The 20,209-nt window shown below is 60.4% G+C and carries 19 protein-coding genes; 6 read left to right on the top strand and 13 right to left on the bottom strand.

Annotated features, from left to right (window positions below):
- On the top strand, nucleotides 1-1,620 hold the full coding sequence (locus ACA067_RS29325) for a DUF2300 domain-containing protein (RefSeq protein WP_497459632.1): 1,620 nt from the start codon (nucleotides 1-3) through the stop codon (nucleotides 1,618-1,620).
- 3 nt (nucleotides 1,621-1,623) lie between these two features.
- Nucleotides 1,624-2,439, top strand: coding sequence for a YfaP family protein (locus ACA067_RS29320; RefSeq protein ID WP_497459631.1), 816 nt, complete (start codon nucleotides 1,624-1,626; stop codon nucleotides 2,437-2,439).
- A gap of 72 nt (nucleotides 2,440-2,511) precedes the next feature.
- Here the strand turns inward: ACA067_RS29320 and ACA067_RS29315 are convergent, their stop codons facing one another.
- The 11 genes from ACA067_RS29315 to exaC form a co-directional block, all read right to left on the bottom strand.
- Nucleotides 2,512-2,763: a type II toxin-antitoxin system RelE family toxin gene (locus ACA067_RS29315; RefSeq protein ID WP_497462865.1), complete on the bottom strand. Its 252-nt coding sequence runs from the start codon at nucleotides 2,761-2,763 to the stop codon at nucleotides 2,512-2,514.
- A 40-nt stretch (nucleotides 2,764-2,803) separates the two neighbouring features.
- Entirely contained in the window at nucleotides 2,804-3,043 is a 240-nt protein-coding gene (locus ACA067_RS29310) for a type II toxin-antitoxin system RelB/DinJ family antitoxin (protein ID WP_497459630.1), read from the bottom strand.
- A gap of 469 nt (nucleotides 3,044-3,512) precedes the next feature.
- Nucleotides 3,513-4,259, bottom strand: a complete 747-nt coding sequence (locus ACA067_RS29305) for a S24 family peptidase (protein ID WP_497459629.1) — start codon at nucleotides 4,257-4,259, stop codon at nucleotides 3,513-3,515.
- A 229-nt stretch (nucleotides 4,260-4,488) separates the two neighbouring features.
- Nucleotides 4,489-5,016 carry an inorganic diphosphatase gene (gene ppa / locus ACA067_RS29300; protein ID WP_028620880.1) on the bottom strand — a complete coding sequence of 176 codons (528 nt, stop codon included), beginning with the start codon at nucleotides 5,014-5,016 and terminating at the stop codon, nucleotides 4,489-4,491.
- A 273-nt stretch (nucleotides 5,017-5,289) separates the two neighbouring features.
- On the bottom strand, nucleotides 5,290-6,111 hold the full coding sequence (locus tag ACA067_RS29295) for a M90 family metallopeptidase (RefSeq protein ID WP_497459628.1): 822 nt from the start codon (nucleotides 6,109-6,111) through the stop codon (nucleotides 5,290-5,292).
- Nucleotides 6,112-6,117: 6 nt separating this feature from the next.
- Entirely contained in the window at nucleotides 6,118-6,774 is a 657-nt protein-coding gene (locus ACA067_RS29290) for a DedA family protein (protein ID WP_497459627.1), read from the bottom strand.
- Between the two features lie 318 nt (nucleotides 6,775-7,092).
- Nucleotides 7,093-7,554, bottom strand: coding sequence for a GNAT family N-acetyltransferase (locus tag ACA067_RS29285; protein WP_497459626.1), 462 nt, complete (start codon nucleotides 7,552-7,554; stop codon nucleotides 7,093-7,095).
- Nucleotides 7,555-7,667: 113 nt separating this feature from the next.
- Nucleotides 7,668-8,492 (bottom strand): ethanolamine ammonia-lyase subunit EutC, encoded by an 825-nt coding sequence (gene eutC, locus ACA067_RS29280; protein ID WP_497459625.1) that lies wholly within the window; start codon nucleotides 8,490-8,492, stop codon nucleotides 7,668-7,670.
- A gap of 8 nt (nucleotides 8,493-8,500) precedes the next feature.
- Nucleotides 8,501-9,895, bottom strand: a complete 1,395-nt coding sequence (locus ACA067_RS29275; protein ID WP_497459624.1) for an ethanolamine ammonia-lyase subunit EutB — start codon at nucleotides 9,893-9,895, stop codon at nucleotides 8,501-8,503.
- Nucleotides 9,896-9,947: 52 nt separating this feature from the next.
- Entirely contained in the window at nucleotides 9,948-11,396 is a 1,449-nt protein-coding gene (gene eat / locus ACA067_RS29270; protein ID WP_497459623.1) for an ethanolamine permease, read from the bottom strand.
- A gap of 112 nt (nucleotides 11,397-11,508) precedes the next feature.
- Nucleotides 11,509-13,029, bottom strand: coding sequence for an acetaldehyde dehydrogenase ExaC (exaC, locus tag ACA067_RS29265; protein WP_497459622.1), 1,521 nt, complete (start codon nucleotides 13,027-13,029; stop codon nucleotides 11,509-11,511).
- 290 nt (nucleotides 13,030-13,319) lie between these two features.
- On the opposite strand from exaC, the gene ACA067_RS29260 reads away from it, so the two are divergent.
- The 4 genes from ACA067_RS29260 to ACA067_RS29245 all read left to right on the top strand — a co-directional run bounded on the left by ACA067_RS29260 (nucleotide 13,320) and on the right by ACA067_RS29245 (nucleotide 17,713).
- Nucleotides 13,320-15,233, top strand: coding sequence for a sigma-54-dependent Fis family transcriptional regulator (locus ACA067_RS29260; protein WP_497459621.1), 1,914 nt, complete (start codon nucleotides 13,320-13,322; stop codon nucleotides 15,231-15,233).
- A gap of 224 nt (nucleotides 15,234-15,457) precedes the next feature.
- Nucleotides 15,458-16,807: a UDP-N-acetylmuramate:L-alanyl-gamma-D-glutamyl-meso-diaminopimelate ligase gene (mpl, locus tag ACA067_RS29255; protein WP_497459620.1), complete on the top strand. Its 1,350-nt coding sequence runs from the start codon at nucleotides 15,458-15,460 to the stop codon at nucleotides 16,805-16,807.
- On the top strand, nucleotides 16,804-17,436 hold the full coding sequence (gene ubiX, locus ACA067_RS29250) for a flavin prenyltransferase UbiX (RefSeq protein WP_497459619.1): 633 nt from the start codon (nucleotides 16,804-16,806) through the stop codon (nucleotides 17,434-17,436). Before mpl ends, ubiX begins: the two co-directional genes overlap by 4 nt.
- On the top strand, nucleotides 17,429-17,713 hold the full coding sequence (locus ACA067_RS29245; protein WP_497459618.1) for a YceK/YidQ family lipoprotein: 285 nt from the start codon (nucleotides 17,429-17,431) through the stop codon (nucleotides 17,711-17,713). Before ubiX ends, ACA067_RS29245 begins: the two co-directional genes overlap by 8 nt.
- A gap of 86 nt (nucleotides 17,714-17,799) precedes the next feature.
- On the opposite strand, the gene ACA067_RS29240 is transcribed toward ACA067_RS29245, so the two are convergent.
- Complete coding sequence (locus tag ACA067_RS29240) at nucleotides 17,800-18,441, bottom strand: oxidoreductase (RefSeq protein ID WP_497459617.1); 642 nt, start codon at nucleotides 18,439-18,441, stop codon at nucleotides 17,800-17,802.
- A 27-nt stretch (nucleotides 18,442-18,468) separates the two neighbouring features.
- Nucleotides 18,469-20,187: a C13 family peptidase gene (locus ACA067_RS29235; RefSeq protein ID WP_497459616.1), complete on the bottom strand. Its 1,719-nt coding sequence runs from the start codon at nucleotides 20,185-20,187 to the stop codon at nucleotides 18,469-18,471.
- Nucleotides 20,188-20,209 lie beyond the last annotated feature (22 nt).

The raw sequence follows: 20,209 nt of genomic DNA, 5'->3' as shown, positions 1-20,209 counted from the left end.
ATGACCCGGCCCCTGGTCTGGTTGCTGCTGTGCTTGATCCCTGCGCTGGCGACCGCGCAGGACGAGCCGCTGCGCCTGGGCTTCAAGGGTGAATTGCTTTCCTTGAGTCAGACTCAGTTGATCTCCCGTGAGCCATTGCCTTCCGGGTTGGAGACTCCGCTGGGCAGTGTGTGGAAGTTGTTCGTTTATGGCTGGCTGGTGGATACCGGCGCGCGTGAACCGGCTTATGAATGTCGCGGGCAGTCGAAAGAGGAAGTTTATTGCTGCACGGCGGGCGGCAAGATTGAGCGCGATCAAGCACTGGTGAAGTCCTGCGGGTTGTATTTTGAACCTGAGCGTTTGGGCATTACTGGCGTTGAGTGGCGCCAGTATTGGCAGGCGCGCCAGGCACCGGAGTGGTTGCTGGACTTGCCGTCGTTGCAGCCTGCCACTCGGGTTTCAGTGACAGAGTTGTTGCAGGCGCTAAGCATGATGCCAGCGCAGGATCAGGCACGGCGGGTGCTACTCGATGTGGTTTTGAACGCTGCCGACGGCAATGTCGTGGGCGAGCTTGGCGGCCGGTTACGAGTGAAAACCTGGAGTTGGTTGGACGATCAGGATCCTGCGTCGCGTCAGGGCGGGTTTGCCGGGTGGTTGGCGGATGGAACGCCGATCTGGGCCGGTGGGCGAGGAACCAGTCAGAGAGTATTGCGCAATTACGGCGAAGCACTGTCTTCGGTGCTGCCTGTTGAGTGGCCAGCAGACGCGGGGCGTTGCGTCGAAGTCGGCCTGTTTTCTCGCTATCCGATCGGACGCGTTCTCGCCGGGGATCGGGTGGTTGAGTCCGGGCCCATGCAGGGCGACTACCGCGTCGAGTTCGCCAACGGCAACCAACTCGATATCCACAGCGACAGCGAACTCTTTCTGCTCAAGGACAAACTGGTCGCCCGCCTGGACCGCGAAGAATACGTCGCCCGCGTCCTGCAGCGCGAAGCCAGGGACGAACCCGCCGAAGCGGCCAAAGCCCTGGCCGTCGCTATCCGCACCTACCTCCTGCAAAACGCCAGCCGCAACGGCGACTGCCTGCGCATCGACGACAGCAGCAATCGCCAGCGGGTCGCCCCACGCCCGGCCACCGCCGAGTCGCGCAACATCGCTGCCTGGACCAGCGACCTGGTCCTCGCCGGCAGCGCCGTCACCTACCACTCCGACCAACCCGGCCCGGACAAGCTCTCCTGGCGGCAAGCCGTCGAACAAGCCAACGCCGGCCAACGCTACGACGCCATCCTGCTGCACGCCTACCCGCGCGCCAGCCTCAGTCGCTGGGACAATCCCGTGGCCTCCTGCGAAGCACTCCCCGCCGCCCAGGACTGGCTACAAAAACAGCGCCGCGGCTGGCGCCAGCGCCTGGAAAGCGAAACCGGCTACAACGAAGTCAGCACCTTCGCCGTCTGCCGCCTGTCCTTCGGCCGCCCCCATGTCGACCGCGAACGCCAGCGCATCTACGTGCGCGGCGTGTTGTCACTGCAAGACCGTCTCGACCTGACTCACGAATACCTGCACCTGGCCTTCGAAGCACACCCCAACGGCCAGGATGAACCCTACATCGAAGGGCTCGCCCGCCACCTCTTGTTGGAATAGACCATGAAACTCCGTTATCCACAGGGCTTGCTGTTCCTTTACGCCTGTTGCGTATTGCCGATGACGATGGCCGCCGATGCCGCGCTCAAACTCGACACGCCGATGGGCGGCTGGCGTACCGGTGCACCTGAAGGTGAAGGCGAAAATTTCCGCCAGGTCGTCAACTACCCCGCGTCCTCGGTGAACACCCCGGTCGGGCAGGCCAACACTGCACGCATCACTGGCCAGATCACCGCCACGCCCAAGTCCGATGAACCCGGCCGGTTGATCGTCAATGGCGTCAGCATGCCGCTGAAGATCGATCCTGCTGGTCGTTTTGATCGGCCGTTCTCATTCCCCAACGGCAGCAACAGCGTCGAAGTGCGCAGCCCCGATGGCCAGCAACGTCATCGCACGCAGTTCCTCAATACCAGCGGCGGTGCCACTGCGGCCAAATTGCGCGTGCTGTTGGCGTGGGACAGCGACGGCACGGATCTGGATCTGCACCTGATAACCCCGGATGGCGCGCACATCTGGTACGGCGATCGCGTCGTTGCCAATGGTGCGGCGCTCGATGTTGACGTGACGACAGGCTATGGCCCGGAGATCTTCGCCATGCCTGCGCCGATCAAGGGGCAGTATCTGGTGTATGTGAACTACTTCGGGGGCGGGTATCGGAGTGATGAGTCGGGGCAGGAGGAGGCGGTTCAGGCATTGACCACGGCGCAAGTAACGGTGATTACGGAGGAGGGGACGCCGGATGAGAAGATGGAAACGTTTCTGGTGCCGATGCGGGCGGTGGGGGAGTTGACGTTGGTGAAGGGGTTTAGTTATCCGTGAGGCGCAAGTAGTGACGGCGGTGCCGTCACTATCTATTTTGCATTTGTCGCAACCGTGGTGCGACAAATTGAATTAGTCGGCAGGCTGCTGACTGATTCGGCTCTGCGCATCTTGATATGCGACCTCACGCTCGCGCTTTCCTATAGCAACCACGAACACTACGACTTCTTGATCCAGAACCTGATAAATCAGACGGTAGCCAGCGGTTCGAAGCTTTAGCTTGTAGCAATCGGGCAGGTGGCGCAGACGATTAGCTTCAATGCGTGGGTTTTCCAGGATTTCGACAAGCTTTTTCTTGAACTGTTGGCGTAACGTATCGCCCAGTTTGTTCCATTCTTACAGTGCACGACGATCAAATTCGAGACTATAGGTCATCCAGACTTACCTTGACTCGCTGAGGGGCGGCAAGGCGTTCGGTGACCACTGCGATGAGCGCTTCATCCTCTTCACTGAGTAATGCAGTCTTGAAAGGTAGCTTGCCTCGTTCGGCGACGTATTGAAGGGTTTGGCGCAGAAGCTCTGAAGGAGTTACTCCAAGCTTTTCCAGTTCGGCAAATGAACGCTGCTTCAAGTCATCGTCAATGCGGATATTGATGGAAGCCATGGTGAGATACCTGTAATGACGTTTGTCGTTACGATAGCAATTGCTTCGCTTGCTCGGCAACCCTTGTTCAGAGTTATCAGACGACGGGTATGCTTTCTTCCAGGCATTAAAAAGCCGGCTTGTGGCCGGCTTCTCGGGGACTGGCTTGGTTCATTTTTGGTAAACCGCAACAGCCTTCAAAACGTACACCCGGATCTTGCGTCCGGCTGTGGGACTCGGCGAGAAAGTGATCTGCCGGGTCGGTGCGATCTGGGCCTTGGGAAGGGTCGATGCGCAAATGTGGGGCGTAGCATACTGATTTTTTTGGGGAATTCCCAGCTTGGTGTGTGTGATAGGGCTGTCGGGGATGCTTTAGACCATGGAGCAGACCTGGATTTTGAGGGTGAATGTTTCGCCGCCTTCGCTGCGGTGCGGCGATCCGACAAGCCAGCTCCTACAAGGGGGTGATGGCGAAGAAAGAACCGCGGCATTAGAGGAACGGCACCGGCGGTCTGCGTTTGTTCAGGGTCGACCACCAGAATACCCAGCCCAATACCCTGATGTTTTGATCGTCGATTTGCGACGCCCTGAAGATCTCATCCGGGTATTCGGCGCTGTTGTGGCTGCGCATGCGTAGTGCGTTGCCCGGAATCCGATGCAGGTATTTGATCCGCAACATACCGTCATGCTCGATGGCGTAAATCTCTCCATCGATAATTTGCGTGAGCCCGCGGTCGATGGCGAGGAGGGAGCCGTCTTCAATCTTTTCGGCCATGCTGTTGCCGATCATGCGTGCGCAGATGGCGTCGGCGTGGTTGATTTCCAGGGAGTCGAGATCGACGCGAGGCAGGCGGATGGATTGGCTGGGGTCCTTCACGACCTGGGTTTTGTGGGTGCCAAGCGTGAGGACTGTTTCCTTGTAGAAGGGCAGTTCGACATCGGTCGGCTCGATGACTCTGTAGGTGCCGCGGATCGCCTGGGCGTCGAAGGTGTTGCCGGACTCGTCGAGTAGACGCAGCTCTTTGGGGTCTTTCGGGCCTTCGCCGGTTTTCAGCCACTGACTGTTCACAGACAGTTTTCTGGCGACTTCTTCCATGCAGTGGGCGGGCACACCGCGGGTGTACCAGTTGTGGACGTTTTGCGGCGCCGTGTCCAGGAATTCGGCGAATCCTGTTGTCGTAATGTTCGCCGCTTCGAGGAGCGCTTTAAACCGTGGACCGCTAGTGTTCTTTTTCATAAACGCGAGTCTACTGGCGCCGGGTGGGGCTTTGAATAAACGAACTGTTCAATTTGCGAGGGAAATTCAGACCGGATGTAAGACGCTTTTGGGGAAAACTAAACAACCCAACCCATATTCGCAGGCCTCTATACGGGGTGTTTAAAGTAGGGTTTTCAGGCTCCCACAAAAAACCCCGGATCAACCGGGGTTTTTCTTGCAGCTTGCAGCTAAACGCTGACAGCTGGCTTTAGCCCTTGTAGGCAGCAACCGACTTCATGATCTCGGTGCGAGCGGCTTCTGCGTCGCCCCAGCCTTCGATCTTCACCCATTTGCCTTTTTCGAGGTCTTTGTAGTTCTCGAAGAAGTGTTTGATCTGTTCCAGCAGCAGAGGCGGCAGATCGGTGTATTCCTTCACGTCGACGTACAGCTGGGACAGCTTGTCGTGTGGGACTGCGATGACTTTGGCATCGCCGCCGCCGTCGTCGGTCATGTGCAGGATGCCGACCGGACGGGCGCGGATGACCGACCCTGGAGCAACCGGGTAAGGGGTCACGACCAGCACGTCGAGGGGGTCACCGTCGTCGGCCAGGGTGTTCGGGATGAAACCGTAGTTGGCCGGGTAGAACATCGGGGTGGCCATGAAACGGTCAACGAACAGGCAATCGCTGTCTTTGTCGATTTCGTATTTGATCGGCGCGTGGTTGGCCGGGATCTCGATCGCGACGTAGATGTCGTTCGGCAGGTCTTTGCCAGCCGGAATCTTGCTGTAGCTCATTGGGCGGTGCCCCCGTTAGTTGACCAAAAACACTTGGCCGGATTGACCAAAAAGTGGCGGCGATTATAGGCATATTCCGCCACCGATGCCATGTACCAGAGGTCGTAGAGACCGGGGTGTCCTGTCTCACCGATACTATCGCTTTTTGACGGCGTCCGTTGCGGCCATGCTGCGTTGCCGCTCCTCGCCATAGCCAGCCATGACTCGTCGCGGCGCCTTGCCTGGCCACAACGGCCACACGTCAAAAGAGCGACGTATCGGTGAGACAGGACACTAGTCGTGTGCCTCGTGTGCCTGATAGACCGGGTTCTCGGCCAGAAGTTGCCGCAGCCGGGCGAGCGGGTCCTGCCGGTAAAACAGCTTCAGCTGTTCATAGACCTCAGGATACGCCTCGTGCAGCAAATCCGGGGCGCTGAAGAAGTATTCGCTGGTGACCGCGAAAAACTCGGCAGCGTTTTCCGCTGCGTACGGGTCGATGGCGGTTTCGGCGTCGGGATTACGCTCCAGTTGGCGGTCGAGGTCGTCGTAGGCCTCTTGCATGACCTTGGCCCAGTCGCTGACGCGCATGTCCGCGTGCAGCGGCGGCAGGCCGTTGGCGTCGCCGTTGAGCATGTCGAGTTTGTGCGCGAGTTCGTGGATTACCAGGTTGTAGCCTTCCCAGCCGCCGCTGGCCATCACGCCGGGCCAGGCAAGGATGACCGGGCCTTGCTGCCAGGCCTCGCCGCTATGCTCGCCCTCCCACTCGTGCTCGACGCCGCTGGCGTCACGATGGCGTTGGGGGCTGAGGAAATCGTCGGGGTATAGCACTATTTCGTGGAACCCTTGATACCAGTTCAGATCGCCCAGATGCAGCAGCGGCAGTTGCGCCTGGGCGGCAAGCAGCAGGCGTTGCTCCTGGTGAAGTTCGACGCCGGGCAGGGCGGTCAGGTGTTTGTCGTCGAGAAACAGCACGCAGGCTTCACGCAACCACTGGTCTTCGGCGGCGCTGATGCCATCGAGAAAACTCAGGTGACGGCGCACCCGCTGCCACATGTCATCGGCAATCGGGTGCTTGCCCAGGATGCGCCGGCGACGCCAGGCGCTAAGTGACCACATGCCGGATCAGCGCGGGTGGGCTTTGGACGCGGCGTTGCCGAAGCGGCTGCGGACGACGCCGATGATCATCGGTACCAGCGACAGCAGGATGATACCGACCACCAGCAGCGACAGGTTTTGCTTGATGAAGGGTACGTTGCCGAAGAAGTAACCGAGGGTGACCAGGCCGCCGACCCACAGGATAGTGCCGAGGACGCTGAAGGCAAAGAAACGCGGGTAAGGCATTCTCGCCACACCGGCGACGAACGGTGCAAAGGTGCGGATGATCGGCAGGAAGCGCGCCAGGGTCACGGTTTTGCCGCCGTGCTTGTCGTAGAAATCATGGGTTTGTTGCAGATAATCTCGACGGAAGATCTTCGAGTTCGGGTTACTGAACAGCTTTTCTCCTGCCGTTCGTCCGATTACGTAGTTGGTGCTGTCGCCGAGGATCGCCGCCAGCATCAGCAAGCCGCCGAGCAGCACCGGGTCCATGCCACCACCGGCCGCGACGGCGCCAGCGATGAATAGCAGGGAATCGCCCGGCAGAAATGGCATTACCACCAGGCCGGTCTCGCAGAAGATCACCAGAAACAGGATGGCGTAGATCCATGGCCCGTAGTTGTTCACCAGCAAGTCGAGGTAAACATCGAGATGCAGGATAAGGTCGAGCGGGTTGAAATCCATGGAGGGCACCTGTGGTGACGGCCCGACTCGGCAGGCCTGTGCGGATGACTTCGCGAAAGCCTACGAATGGGAGTAGTTTTTCTTACAAGCCGGAAAGATCAGCATTATACGGGCTGAGGGGTGAAAAGCGCGTGGAGTTTGTAGCGGGGGATTTCACACAAGACCAGCGGGAGTTGGCGCGATTTTTTTTGTAGGAGCAGCCGGTCGACGCTCGATTGCTCGCGATGACGGTGTGTCATTCAACACATGTATCGCAAGTAAGACAGCTATCGCGAGCAATCGAGCGTCGACCGGCTGCTCCTACAGATGTGAGGCGAATCAGAGCTCGTCGCTGATCGGCAACACGTAGTTCTTGAACTCGGTGTCTTCCTTGAACCCTATGGATTCGTAGGTTTTCTGCGCCACTTCATTGTTGCTGCTGGTGGATACACGCATGCGTACGGCATTGGTTTCCTTGGCCATTTTCTTCGCCGTACGGATCAGGTTGTCGGCCACCAGCTGGCGGCGGGCATCTTCGGCGACGTAGATGTCGTTGAGAATCCACACGCGCTTGAGCGACAGCGACGAAAAGCTCGGGTACAGCTGACAGAAACCCATCAGTCGGTGGGTGTCGTCATCGGCCAGGGCCAGGTAGATCACCGATTCCTTGCGACGCAAGCGTTTCTCTAGGAACGCCCGGGACGAGTCCGGATACGGCAACGAGCCATAAAACTCGCGATATTTGACGAATAAGGGGGCCAACAGGTCCAGGTGTTCGAGGGTCGCTTGAATAATCCGCATGGTAGGTCTCGTCTTCAAGTGGCTGTCTTACATGATGACGGCGATGGGAAACCCCTGGCGGCCGTGCATCGATCCTGCCTGAAACCGGAATGGAAACGCAATGCGGAAACGGTTCAGGCAAGGGGCGGGTTGAGTAGGAAATTACCTTTCGTGTCTGCACCAGCGTCCGACTCCAGCGTCTGAACCTGGGCCTCGTCCTTGAGATTGACCCCCGACAACTGGCGCCGGCAGGCTTCGCGCATCAAATAAAGCAAACGATGTGCCGCCATACCGTAACTCAGGCCTTCGAGTCGCACGTTGGAGATGCAATTGCGATAAGCATCCGTCAGGCCGATCTTTGGATTGTAGGTGAAATATAGTCCCAGGCTGTCTGGCGAGCTGAGGCCAGGGCGTTCACCGATCAGGATGACGACCATCCTGGCGCCCAGCAACTCGCCGATCTCGTCGGCCACGGCAACCCGGCCTTGCTCAACCAGGACCACAGGTGACACAGACCAGCCTTCTGCCTCGATCTGTTCTTCCATCCGGGTCAGAAATGGAACGGTGTGGCGATGAACGGCCAGGGCCGACAAGCCGTCGGCGACGACGATGGCCAGATCAACGCCGCCGGGATTGGCCGCTGCGAGATCGCGCAGGGTCTGTGCTGACGCATCACTCAATTTTCGCCCCAGATCGGGGCGCTGCAAGTAACTGTTACGGTCCGTTGCCGCGCTGTGCAGCAACAGGCTTTCACGTCCACGCGCCGCCAGTTGCGAACCGAGCGCGGCATGGTCGAACGGCAAGTGCACCGCATCCCGGGCCTGAGCGTGAGCGTATTGGAAATCCAGCTGCGCCTGGGTTGGTATGCTGGTGCCGGTGCGGCCCAAGGCAATCCGCGCGGGCGTCAGGCGGCGCAGCCCCAGTAACGGGTTTTGCTGATCAACAGGTGGTTTATCCATTACAACGCTCATCCCAGTTGCGCCATGGCCTGACGGAAGGCCGGCGGCAGGCTGTCGCCGAAGTGAATTTTGCCGTCCGCCTGAGTGAAGATACCCATGTTTGCCAGCCATTTTTCGAACTCCGGCGCCGGTTTCAGCCCCAGGGTCTGACGAGCATAGAGTGCGTCGTGGAACGAAGTGGTCTGGTAGTTGAGCATGATGTCGTCGGAACCGGGGATGCCCATGATGAAGTTGATCCCGGCCACACCCAACAGGGTCAGCAAGGTGTCCATGTCATCCTGATCGGCTTCGGCGTGGTTGGTGTAGCAGATGTCGCAGCCCATGGGTACGCCCAGAAGCTTGCCGCAGAAGTGGTCTTCGAGGCCGGCGCGGATGATTTGTTTACCGTTGTAGAGGTATTCCGGGCCGATGAAGCCGACGACTGTGTTCACCAGGAAAGGGTTGAAATGTCGCGCCACGGCGTAGGCACGAGTCTCACAGGTCTGCTGATCGATGCCGTGGTGGGCATTGGCCGACAGGGCACTGCCCTGACCGGTCTCGAAATACATCAGGTTCTGGCCCAGGGTGCCGCGATTCAGGCTCAGACCGGCGTCGTAGCCTTCCTGCAATACGTTGAGGTTGATGCCGAAGCTGGCGTTGGCCGCTTCGGTGCCGGCGATTGACTGGAACACCAGGTCCAGCGGAACACCGCGATTGATGGCTTCAATCGAGGTGGTGACGTGGGTCAGTACGCAGGCTTGAGTGGGAATCTCGTAGCGTTGGATGATGGCATCGAGCATTTCCAGCATGGCACAGATGGAGTTGATGCTGTCGGTGGCCGGGTTGATACCGATCATCGCATCGCCATTGCCGTACAGCAGGCCGTCGAGAATGCTCGCGGCGATGCCGGCGGGTTCGTCGGTGGGGTGGTTCGGTTGCAGGCGTGTGGATAACCGGCCGCGCAGGCCCAGCGTGCCGCGGAATTGGGTGACCACGCGGATTTTCTGCGCCACCAGTACCAGATCCTGCACGCGCATGATCTTCGACACGGCGGCGACCATTTCCGGGGTCAGGCCCGGGGCGAGGGCGCGCAGGCTGTGTTCGTCGGCGGCATCGCCGAGCAGCCAGTCGCGAAAGCCGCCGACAGTGAGGTGGCTGACCGCCGCAAAAGCCTGTTTATCGTGAGTGTCGATGATCAGCCGGGTGACTTCATCGGACTCGTAGGGAATCAGTACTTCCTGCAGGAAGTGGGCGAGCGGGATGTTCGCCAGCGCCATCTGCGCGGCCACCCGCTCGCCATCGTTAAGGGCAGCGACACCCGCCAGAAAGTCCCCGGAACGCGCCGGACTGGCCTTGGCCATGACCTCTTTGAGGCTGTCGAAACGGTAGGTGTGGGCACCGACAGTGTGAGCAAAACTAGCCATGAAGATTCTCCGTGACGGCGCAGATGGGGGCTGCGCCGTAATGTGCGGCCGTTTAGTGCAAGGCTTTTTCGGCCTTCTGAATGGCCGCGAATTCTTCTTCGGGCGTGCCTGCTACCAGGTGATGCCGACTGTAGAAGGCAAAGTAAGCAATTAACACTCCATAGATGATCGCAGCGCCAATCACCACGCGCGGATCCACCAGAAAACCCGCGACCACGGCGATGCAAGCCAGCACCAGCGCGACACCCGAGGTGAAGATACCGCCCGGCGTGCGGTATGGCCGATCCATTTTGGGGCGCCGAATGCGCAGCGTGATGTGCGCCGCCATCATCAAGACGTAGGAAATGGTCGCACCGAATACTGCCACCAGGATCAGCAAGTCTCCCTGACCGGTCAGTGACAACCCGAACCCGATGATGCCAGGAATGATCAACGCCAGTACGGGGGCCTTGCTCTTGTTGGTTTCCGACAGTTTGCGCGGCAGGTAGCCGGCGCGGGACAGCGCGAAAATCTGCCGCGAGTAGGCGTAGATGATCGAGAAGAAACTGGCGATCAGCCCGGCCAGGCCTACCAGATTGACGAAGTGGCCCATCCAGGTCGAGCCGCCATAGGCTTTGCTCAATGCTTCGACCAACGGGTTGCCCGAGGTCACCAGGGCATGGGCACCTGCACCTCCGGGGCCGATCACCAGAATCAGCAGGGCAAAGCTCACCAGCACCAGCATGGCGCCAATCAGCCCGCGGGGCAGGTCGCGTTTCGGGTTTTTGGTTTCTTCCGCGGCCAGCGGCACACCTTCGACCGCCAGGAAAAACCAGATGGCATAGGGAATGGCAGCCCAGACGCCGACGTAGCCGAAGGGCAGGAAGCTGCTGGCGCCCTTGGCCTCGGTGACGGGAATGTCGAGCAGGTTGGCGACGCTGAAGTGCGGCACCATGCTCACCAGAAATACGCCCAGCGCCAGGGCGGCGACGGCGGTGATGCCGAACATCAGTTTCAGGGCTTCACCGACGCCGAAAATATGGATGGCAATAAAGATGATGTAGAACGCCAGGTAAATCATCCAGCCGCCGATGCCGAACAGCGACTCGCAATAGGCGCCGATAAACACCGCGATCGCCGCGGGTGCGATGGCGTATTCGATCAGGATCGCGGTTCCGGTCAGGAACCCGCCCCAAGGGCCGAACGCACTGCGGGCAAAACCGTAGCCACCGCCTGCGGTCGGGATCATGGAGGACAGTTCCGCCAGGGAAAAGCACATGCACAGGTACATGGTCGCCATCAGCAACGTGGCGAGAAACATGCCGCCCCAGCCACCCTGGGCCAGGCCGAAGTTCCACCCCGCGTAATCGCCGGAGATGACGTAGGCCACACCGAGGCCGACCAGCAGGACCCAGCCTGCCGCACCTTTTTTCAGTTCGCGTTGCTGGAAATAGTCGGAGCCGACTTTTTCAAAGTCCACAGAGGAGGAAGCCGGCTGCACGCTGGCTTGATCGCTAGGCATAGGGATTCACCTGTTCTTATTCTTTTGACCGGCGTGGTGGCCGGGTTGGCGCGAAGGCCTTTGTAGGAGCGAGCAAGCTCGCTCCTACAGGGTTTTGCTGTATCCGACCGGGTTAGAAGAAGCCCAGTGGGTTGATGTCGTAGCTCACCAGCAGGTTTTTGGTCTGCTGATAGTGATCGAGCATCATCTTGTGGGTTTCACGGCCGACGCCGGACTTTTTGTAACCACCGAACGCGGCATGCGCCGGGTACAGGTGATAGCAGTTGGTCCACACACGACCGGCCTTGATGGCACGGCCCATGCGGTAGGCGCGGTTGATGTCGCGGGTCCAGAGGCCGGCACCCAGGCCGAACTCGGTGTCGTTGGCGATGGCCAGGGCTTCGGCTTCGTCCTTGAAGGTGGTGATGCTCACCACCGGGCCAAAGATTTCTTCCTGGAACACACGCATTTTGTTAGTGCCCTTGAGCAGGGTCGGCTGAATGTAATATCCAGTCGCCAGGTTGCCCTCGAGTTTTTCCACCTTGCCGCCCGTCAGCAGCTCGGCGCCTTCGCCCTTGGCGATTTCCAGGTACGAGAGGATCTTGTCGAATTGCTGCTCGGACGCCTGGGCGCCGACCATGGTGTCGGTGTCCAGCGGGTCGCCGCGTTTGATTTGCAGGACTTTGTTCATGACCACTTTCATGAACTCGTCGTAGATCGACTCTTGCACCAGGGCACGGGACGGGCAGGTGCAGACTTCACCCTGGTTGAAGAACGCCAGCACCAGACCTTCGGCGGCCTTCTCGATGAAAGACGGCTCGGCTTGCATGATGTCTTCGAAGAAGATGTTCGGCGACTTGCCACCCAGCTCCACCGTGGACGGAATGATGTTTTCGGCAGCGCATTTCATGATGTGCGAGCCGACCGGGGTCGAGCCGGTGAAGGCGATCTTGGCGATGCGCTTGCTGGTGGCCAGGGCCTCACCGGCTTCTTTGCCGAAGCCTTGCACCACGTTCAACACGCCGGGCGGTAGCAGGTCACCGATCAGTTCCATCAGCACGGTAATGCCCAGTGGTGTTTGCTCGGCAGGCTTGAGGACCACGCAGTTGCCGGCGGCCAGGGCCGGGGCGAGTTTCCAGGCGGCCATCAGGATCGGGAAGTTCCACGGGATGATCTGCCCGACCACGCCTAACGGTTCATGGATGTGATAGGCCACGGTGTTGCCGTCGATCTCGGCAGCGCTGCCTTCCTGGGCACGGATGCAGCCGGCGAAGTAGCGGAAATGGTCGGCAGCCAGCGGGATGTCGGCGTTGAGGGTTTCGCGCACGGCTTTGCCGTTGTCCCAGGACTCGGTGATCGCCAGGACTTCCAGGTTCTGTTCGATGCGGTCGGCGATTTTCAGCAGCACCAGCGAGCGCGCCTGGGCGGACGTGGCGCCCCAGGCATCGGCGGCCGCGTGGGCAGCGTCCAGGGCCTTGTCGATGTCTTCAGCCGTGGAACGCGGGAATTCGGCAATCGGTTGGCCATTTACTGGCGAGGTATTGGTGAAGTACTGACCTTTGACAGGCGCGACGAACTCGCCGCCGATGTAGTTACCATATTTGCTCTTGAACGAAACGATAGCGCCTTCAGTACCGGGGTGAGCGTAACGCATGGTGATTTCTCCTTGGCTTTTGTACTTATAAGGGAGCGCGCATGTGCGCTTGTTATAAGCGTAGAGCAAAGGTCGGGCCACTGCGCTGCAGCTCAGGTAAATCAAGGTCTTGCGTGATTTTTGTCGGACAGGCGGGCGCAGCCTGTGACGCTTTCGGTACAGCCGCTGTGACACTTTGTACCGTTTATGGCACAGCTTGTGACCGGGCGGTCTGGCCAGCATTGCAATGCAAGCTCGGCTGGAGGATGCTCGGTACAGGGGTGTAAACCGCTCGGGGAGAACAACAAGAAATGCACGACAACCATTTGAGTCGCCATGCCCAGCAGGTGTTGACCGTCACTCAGGGAAAATCACACCTGCAGGGTCCCGGCAGCGATCCATCCATTGCCCGCTCCTGGCTGCGCTGTCTTGAGGACTACCACCTCGACCCGGCCCTGACCATGGCCCCGACGGTGCTGGAGCATGGGCGGCTCCTGGAAAGTCGCGAACGCTTGCAGCAGGTGTTGCACATTGCCGGCAACGAAATGTCCAGCCTTCATCAGCAGCTCTCGGGCGCCGGCCACGCGGTGCTGCTCACCGATGCCCGCGGGGTCATTCTCAACTGCGTCACCGCGCCGGCCGAGCGGAAAATTTTCGAACGCGCCGGGCTTTGGCTTGGCGCCGACTGGAGCGAAGCCTGTGAAGGCACCAATGGTATCGGCACTTGCCTGGTGGAGCGTCAGTCCCTGACCATCCACCAGGACGAACACTTTCGCGGTCGCCATACAGGCCTGACCTGCTCGGCAAGCCCGGTATTCGATCCTCATGGTGAACTGCTGGCGGTGCTCGACGTGTCCTCGGCGCGCCACGAGGTCTCGCGGCAGAGCCAGTTCCACACCATGGCCCTGGTCAACCTTTCGGCGAAGATGATCGAGAGCTGCTATTTCCTGCGGTATTTCGACAATCAATGGTTGCTGCGTTTTCATCTTCAGGCCGAATCCGTCGGCTTGTTCAGCGAAGGACTGCTGGCGTTCGACGGGGAAGGGCGAATCAGCGCAGTCAACCAGAGCGCGCTGAATCTGTTGGGACATATCCGCGGTGGATTGCTGGGCAAACCGGTCGAGGCGTTTTTCGATTGCTCGCTGGATGAACTGCTCGGCCGTGCGAGCGTCAATGCCAGCGCCAGTTGGCCGCTGCGCACCCGTGACGGGCGGAGCCTGTTTGCATTGTTGCGAGGGCAACCACGTAGCATTCCGGTGCCGCTGGTGCGCAGTCCGAGGGTTGCCGAGCGTCCCCGGCTGTCCGGGATCTGTCTGGGCGACACGGCGCTGCAGGACGATTTCCGCAAGTCCCTGCGAGTCTTCGAGCGTGACGTACCCTTGCTGATCAACGGCGAAACCGGTTCCGGCAAGGAAGCCTTCGCCAAGGCCGTGCACCTCGCCAGTCAACGGGCCGAAAAAGCCTTCGTCGCGCTCAATTGCGCGGCCATTCCGGAAAGCCTGATCGAGAGCGAGCTGTTTGGCTATCGCGGGGGCAGTTTCACCGGGGCGCGCAAGGAAGGCATGCGCGGCAAGTTGCAGCAGGCCGATGGCGGCACCTTGTTTCTCGATGAAATCGGCGACATGCCGCTGGCCTTGCAGACCCGGCTGTTAAGGGTGCTGGAAGATCGTCAGGTGGTACCGATTGGCGGCGAGCCGGAGTCGGTCAATGTACGAATCATCAGTGCCACCCACCGCAATCTGTTGGAACGGGTGCAGGACGGCAGTTTCCGCGAGGATTTGTATTACCGGCTCAATGGTCTGGAAGTTGCGCTGCCGGCGCTGCGCGAGCGCAGTGACAAATCCCAGCTGCTCGATTTTTTGCTGGCCGAGGAGGCTGGCGGCGAAACGGTGATCATCGACGCGCCGGCACGGCAGGCGTTGCTGGGTTTTGCATGGCCGGGGAATGTACGGCAGTTGCGCAATGTACTGCGTACGTTGGCGGCGTTGTGCGATGGCGGGCGGATTGGGTGGGAGGATTTGCCCGCGATGATTCGACAAGCCCGGCCGGCGCAGGTCGTGGCCGTTGAAGCGCCGTCCGAGCATCCGCTGGAGGATGCCGAGCGGCTGGCGCTGCTCAATGCGCTGGAGCAGACACGGTGGCATATGACCCACACGGCCGAACAGTTGGGGGTTAGCCGCAATACCCTCTATAGAAAGCTGCGTAAACACGGCATAGCCCGGTAACCCGCTTTTGTGGGGAGGGGGCTTACACCCGTTGGGCTGCGCAGCAGTCGTACAACATTAACTCGCGATGTGTCTGACACACCGAAGTTGCATGGGTTTTGGGGCTGCTGCGCAGCCCAACGGGGGCAAGCCCCCTCGCCACAGGGGTCGCGGTGAATCTCAGCTAAAGAGTGCGAATTTCCCCTCCCTGGGCTAACCTGCGGCCATGTTTTACGAGGTCGACTATGCATATTCATATTCTTGGTATCTGCGGTACTTTCATGGGTTCGATGGCGGTGCTGGCCAAAGAGCTGGGCCACCACGTGACGGGCTCCGATGCCAACGTCTATCCGCCGATGAGCACTCAGCTTGAGGCGCAGGGCATTGAGTTGACCCAGGGCTACGACCCGGCGCAGCTCGATCCGGCACCGGATCTGGTGGTGGTCGGCAACGCCATGTCCCGCGGCAACCCGGCCGTCGAATACGTGCTGAACAAAGGCCTGCCTTACGTCTCCGGCCCGCAATGGCTGGCGGATCACGTACTGCAAGGTCGCTGGGTGCTGGCCGTTGCCGGTACTCACGGCAAGACCACTACCAGCAGCATGCTTGCCTGGGTGCTGGAACATGCGGGCATGAGCCCGGGTTTCCTGATCGGCGGCGTGCCGCAGAACTTCTCGGTGTCGGCGCGCTTGGGTGACACACCGTTTTTTGTCATCGAAGCTGACGAATACGACAGCGCCTTCTTCGATAAACGCTCCAAGTTCGTGCATTACCGCCCGCGCACAGCGATCCTGAACAACCTGGAGTACGATCACGCCGATATCTTCCCCGATCTGCCTGCTATCGAGCGGCAGTTCCACCACCTGGTGCGGACCATCCCGAGCGAAGGCCTGGTGATTCATCCAACCACCGAGCCTGCCTTGCAGCGCGTTATTGAAATGGGCTGCTGGACTCCGGTACAAACCACCGGTGCAGGCGGTCAGTGGCAGGTCAAGTTGCTGAGCGAAGACGGTTCGGCATTCGAAGTGATGTTCGAAGGCGTCGCACAAGGCGTGGTCGAGTGGGACATGACCGGCCAGCACAACGTTGCCAATGCCCTGGCTACTTTGGCTGCGGCGCGTCACGTCGGTGTCGTGCCGTCCATGGGCATCGCCGCGCTGAGTGCCTTCAAAAGCGTGAAACGCCGAATGGAGATCGTCGCGCAAGTCGCAGGCATCACTATCTACGACGACTTCGCTCATCACCCGACCGCCATCGCCACCACCCTCGACGGCCTGCGCAAGCGCATCGGCGATGCGCCGTTGATTGCGATCATCGAGCCACGCTCCAACTCGATGAAGCTCGGCGCTCACCGTGATGGCTTGCCGGAAAGCGTGGTCGATGCCGACCAGGTGATCTGGTACGCGCCCGCCAACCTTGGCTGGGACCTGGGCGCAACCGCCGCGTTGTGCACCGTGCCGTCGATCGTCAGCGATTCACTGGAAGGCATCATCGAGCGCGTGAAGAGCCAGGCCCAACCCGGCACCCACGTGGTGATCATGAGCAACGGCGGCTTCGGCGGCCTGCACGGCAAACTCGCCGAGGCGCTGCAATGAACAACGGTCCGGAACGCATCACGCTGGCGATGACCGGCGCTTCCGGCGCCCAGTACGGTTTGCGCCTGCTGGACTGCCTGATACGAGAAGACCGCGAGGTACACTTCCTGATCTCCAAGGCGGCGCAACTGGTGATGGCCACCGAGACTGACGTTACGCTGCCGCCGAAAACCCAGATGATGCAGGCCTTCCTCACCGAATACACCGGCGCTGCCGCGGGGCAGATCCGCGTGTACGGCAAGGAAGACTGGATGTCGCCGGTGGCCTCGGGCTCCGGCTCACCCGCAGCGATGGTGGTGGTGCCGTGTTCCACCGGAACCTTGTCGGCCATTGCGACGGGGGCCTGCAATAACCTGATCGAGCGTGCCGCCGACGTCACTTTGAAGGAGCGTCGCCAGTTGATTCTGGTGCCGCGCGAGGCGCCGTATTCGAGCATCCATCTGGAGCACATGCTCAAGTTGTCGAACATGGGTGTGACAATTTTGCCGGCTTCGCCGGGTTTCTATCATCAGCCGCAAACGATTGATGACCTGATCGACTTCGTGGTGGCGCGGATTCTCAACCTGCTGAACATTCCCCAGGACATGCTGCCGCGTTGGGGCGAACACCATCTGACCAGCGATGAATAAGCTGCTGGCGATTGTGCTGGCGTTGCAACTGACGGGTTGCGCCACCGCGCGCACGCTCGATGCCGCCAAGCCGGGGGCGCCGGTGGTGTACTCGGGGACTCGACTGGATTTGTATGCCATGAATGGCGGTTGCTGTGCCATGGACCGCTTCGGCGCCGAAGCACCGGCCTACCCAGGCGTCGACCTGCCGGCCAGCGCCTTGCTCGACACATTGTTGTTGCCGTTGTCCGTGCTGACGGTAATCGGGGTCAGTTTCCAGGCGACTGGCGGGTTGTAGCGTTCGGCTTTACATGGGTGTCGCGCCCTTCGCGAGCCTGCTCTGGGCGGCATTCCGACGAAGGCGTCATTTCAGACGCCACAGGACTACTTGCCTAACTTGCGCAGCTCATCCGACTCGACAATCCGCAACCCATCCTGCTCTTCCAGCGCCAGCCGCCACATGGCGCGAGCCAGTTGACAGGCTTCGATGCCGCGATATTTGCCGGGGATCAAGCGGGACAAGGGCCCAACGAATTGCTCGGCCATACGCGGTTCAATGCGCTCGCCCAGCAGCAACGAAGGTCGGCAAATGGTCAGTTGCGGCCAGTCCTGCGCGCGCAATGCGTATTCCATCTCGCCTTTGACCCGGTTGTAGAAAATCGAGGATCGCCGATCGGCCCCCAAGGCACTGATCACGATCAGATGCCGTGCGCCCATCTCCCGTGCACGTTTGGCGAACGCCACCACCATGTCCAGGTCCACCGCGCGAAACGCCTGTTCCGAGCCGGCCTGCTTGATCGTGGTGCCGAGGCAGCAGTAGGCGATGTCGACGCGACCATTCAATTGCGGCAGAAACTCCGCGGGGTCGCCGACCGGATTTTCCAGATGAGGGTGTTCGGCCAATGGCCGGCGTGATGGCGCCAATACTCGCGAAATCGTTGGCTCATTGAGCAGACGGTCGAGAAGATGTTCGCCGGTCAAACCGGTAGCTCCGGCAAGCAATACGTGCTGAGGCGTCAAGTACATAGTGTTTCCCCCTTGATACTATTCAGCTTAGTTGCTCTTTGCATCCTTGCTGCGGATAGAGGCACTTTGCAGTGCCTTTCGTGCTTGCTGTTTGCGTAGCAGTTGCCAGTGGGAGAGCACGGTTTTTGGCGCCCAGATCTGCGGCTCGGAGGCTTCGAAGCTGTCTGCCAGCTCGCGCTCGGCCACGGTGGCGCTGGCCAGCTTGAAGGCGTGTTCGAGGTCGTCGGTCTGGTTCAGCGCCTGAGCGAACAAGGCATCGCCAAAGTAAGTGAAGTTGGCTTGTTCGGAGCAGCCGAAGGACACACGGTCGGCCCGCGAGGCCGTCATGACCAGGGTGCGTTCGTCTTTCAGGGCCGGGATGAAGCCGCCGGAGTAGCAGGACGAAATCACGATGATCTTGTCGCGATTTTTCAGCGGTGCCAGGACGGCAGCGAGTTCGTCGGCCGGCAGATCGGACAGTTCCATGCGCGGCTGGTCGAGCACCAGTTCATGTTCGCTGGTGCCGTGGCTGGTCAGGTAAAGGAAAATCAAATCTTCCGGGCCGCTGCGCTCGGCCAGCGTCAGGGCGGCGCGGCGCAGGTTTTCCCGGGTGGCCATCGGCCGGTCGGCAAGGTGGTCGCGATGGTTGACCAGGCGGATCTGGCCAAAGGCGCCGAAACGGCTGGTGAGCATGTTGCTGACGTAATCGGACTCGCGCAGGAACACGCTTTGCTTGCCGTCACCACCGAGGGTCAGGGTGTACAGCTCGATCGTCGGGGTCGAGGCCGGTATGTTGGCCAGCGCGTCGTCGAGCAGGCGGCCCTGGGCCAGCAAGCCGAGCTCGAGCGGGTCGGGCAGTAACTTGCCGTCGGCATCGCGCACGCGCTGGCCGTTGATCCAGGTACCGCTCTGCACCGTGCCATCGGTCAGCACCAGCGTGCCGTGACCGTTGTAATTGTCGACGTCGAACTGGCCGATATAGAAGCTGCCATCGGGCAGGTTCAATCGGCCTTGGCCGGTAAAGCGCCAGTCGTTGAACTGGCCGATATAGTGGCTGCCGTCGGCGCCGATCATCTCGCCCTTGCCGTTGAGCGAGCCTTCCTTGAACAGGCCGAGCCAGACATCGCCGTCGGCGTTCTCGTAGCGGCCCTTGCCGTGCAGTTGATTGTTCTTGAAACCGCCGACGTACATGTCGCCATCGGCACTGTTGAATGTCCCGTTGCCCTCCAGCTGACCGTCGACGAAATGCCCGGTGAACTGATTGCCGCTGGCGTCGCCACGCTGGCCTTCGCCGTTGGGTTTGCCGAGGGCGAACTGGCCCTGATACGAGCTGCCGTCTTCGAGCTCGAGACGCCCGAGCCCCGAGTATTGATCGGCTTTGAATTCCCCGCGATAGGTCATGCCGTTTTCTTTGAGGGTGCCTTCACCGTCTCGGCGCCCGGCTTTGAAACCGCCGGAATAGCTGCTGCCGCTGGTGCTCAGTTGCCCCTTGCCGTCGAACAGCCCTTGATTGAAGGACCCGCGATAGACTTCGCCGTTACTGCCGTGCCATTCGCCCTGGCCATGCCATTGGCCCTGGTCGAACCCGCCGGCATACCAGCTGCCGTTCGGATAATCGACGCGGCCCTGGCCTTGCAGCAAGCCATTGACCAGATCGCCGCGATAGCGACCGCCGTCCGGCAGGCGGGCGTCGGGAGGCAACAGTGATTCACCATCGCCGCAAGCGGTGAGCAACAGGGTCAAGGCAAGGAGTGCTAATGAGCGCATAGCGGGATCCGGGCAATTAGGC

The sequence above is a fragment of the Pseudomonas sp. LBUM1674 genome, from assembly GCF_059695635.1.
Note: the sequence above shows the minus strand (reverse complement) of the source record. Positions and strands in the feature narration are given on the sequence as shown.